This window comes from Leucobacter chromiireducens (assembly GCF_003917135.1).
Taxonomy (GTDB): Bacteria; Actinomycetota; Actinomycetes; order Actinomycetales; family Microbacteriaceae; genus Leucobacter; species Leucobacter chromiireducens_A.
In genome coordinates this window covers 1-1,745 of record NZ_RPDI01000070.1, presented here as the reverse complement: position 1 = coordinate 1,745, position 1,745 = coordinate 1, and the positions used below count along the sequence as shown (strand labels likewise).

Genomic DNA, 1,745 nt, shown 5'->3' with positions numbered 1-1,745 from the left:
AGGAGATCCCCTGAGGCCTGGCGGGACGATCACCGTCACGTTGCCGATTTCGAGCCGTCGCTAGGGTTGAAACATGACGGATGTGGTTGCCTCGCTCTCGGAGGTTCGCAATGCGATCGATGACCTGGATCGGCAGATCATTGCTCGGATCGCCGAGCGGCAGCAGTGGGTTGTCGAGGCCGGCAAGCTCAAGAAAGACGAGGAGGGAGTGAGGGCGCCCGACCGAGTAGCGCAGGTCATTGGCAAGGTTCGTGGTCTGGCAGTGGAGGCTGGTGCTTCCCCGGACGTGGTTGAGAAGGCCTACCGTGCGCTGATCGCCGGATTCGTCGAGCTAGAGCTAGAGCTAGAGATCCACCGGGCTCGAGCGGAGTAGCCGTTCTCCGGCCCGGTCGGACGGCACCCGCCTCTGCATCGCCCTTTGCGGCAACCTCTTGAACTGATTGCCGTGGGCGTATGTGGGGCCGCTTGGCGTTTCTTCTCCGCGACGTGTCTGTGGTCAGGTTCGCTTTGCCCAGGCGGCAACCGCCGCCAGAGATCTCGGGCGTCCGAGGTGCCATCCTTGTGCGAGATCACATCCCAGACCTCGAAGCGTGCCAGCATCCTCGCCGCACTCCACCCCCTCTGCGACGGTCGTCAGGGAGAGATCCTGGCTGAGACTGGCAAGAGCCTTCACGACCGACTGTTGCTTACGGTTGCTACAGATGCCCTTCGTGAGGCGGGCGTCGAGCTTAAGCACCTGGAACGGCAACGTGACGAGCCGAGCGAAGTTTGAGTAGCCGATGCCGAAGTCGTCCATCGCCATCTTGATGCCATGTTTCTGCAGGCGCTGGAACGTGGATTGCGCCTCGCCTTCAGGCAGGATCTGTTCGGTCACCTCAAGCTGGACCCTGTCAGGGCTGAATCCCGTCTTCTCGATGGCCAGGAGGATGGTCTCCGCCATTTCGCGTTGCGAGAGCTGTGATGGTGACAGGTTGAACGAGAGATAGAAGCTGCCGGGGAGTTCCGCGGAATGCCCGCAGACCGTTTCGAGGAAGCTGATCAAGAGTACGTCGAGGAGGCCGGCATCCTCGAAGGCGGGCACGAACCGCCGCGGCGGGATATGGCGACCGTCCGGGGTTGTCCATCGGGCTAGGACCTCGAACCCGCGGATGTCCCCTGATCGCATACTCGCAATTGGCTGGAGGGCTGGCCGGAGCTCCCCGTGTTCGATCGCCTTCCGCAGTTCGGCATGATCTGATGTCCGCGCGAAGAGGTCGTTCATTTCGGAGAGGCCCTTTCTCTCGGGAACCGCCGGGATACATACCAGGAACAGCGCATGGCGTGCCTGTCTCGGAGCTGTTTTGGACGCAAAGGTCCATGGCGCTTCGTGACGGCAGTTCCGGGAGCTGCTAACGGTGCCGCAGTGAAGCCGGACGGCTTGTTGCTCGGAATGCTTGATTGAAGTGAGGGCGGTGCGCGGCGTTCTGGTACTACTTGGGGGAGGACACAGGACGCCGCGCACCGCGGGAGGGGCTGGGAAAGCCGCCTCCGAACGCAGGGCCCCGTACCCGGCGCAGACCACATAAAGGGGGGATTGATCTGCCCGTGCGAAAGACTGCCTCAGGCTTGATCAGAGCCAGGGCGCCCCGGGCGACTTCACCCAAGCTCCTGCGTACGAATCCAATGTTCGCAGCAAGGTGGCCGCCGATGCGACCCTGTGAGCGAGATGCGGTATCGAGGTAGTGGTGCCCCGTAAAGTGGTGTAG

At 62.5% G+C, this 1,745-nt stretch carries 2 protein-coding genes; one reads left to right on the top strand and one right to left on the bottom strand.

The window, feature by feature from the left end:
• Positions 1 to 73: 73 nt before the first annotated feature.
• Positions 74 to 373, top strand: a complete 300-nt coding sequence (locus tag EGM46_RS14475) for a chorismate mutase (protein ID WP_046453757.1) — start codon at positions 74 to 76, stop codon at positions 371 to 373.
• 123 nt (positions 374 to 496) lie between these two features.
• On the opposite strand, the gene EGM46_RS14470 is transcribed toward EGM46_RS14475, so the two are convergent.
• The gene (locus EGM46_RS14470; RefSeq protein WP_046453756.1) at positions 497 to 1,261 is read right to left on the bottom strand and encodes an EAL domain-containing protein; all 765 of its coding nucleotides are present in this window, start codon (positions 1,259 to 1,261) and stop codon (positions 497 to 499) included.
• Positions 1,262 to 1,745 lie beyond the last annotated feature (484 nt).

Bases quoted from the DNA above. Each gene is read 5' to 3' on its own strand.
- EGM46_RS14470 (WP_046453756.1), bottom strand. From the start codon at position 1,261: ATGAACGACCTCTTCGCGCGGACATCAGATCATGCCGAACTGCGGAAG.
- EGM46_RS14475 (WP_046453757.1), top strand. From the start codon at position 74: ATGACGGATGTGGTTGCCTCGCTCTCGGAGGTTCGCAATGCGATCGAT.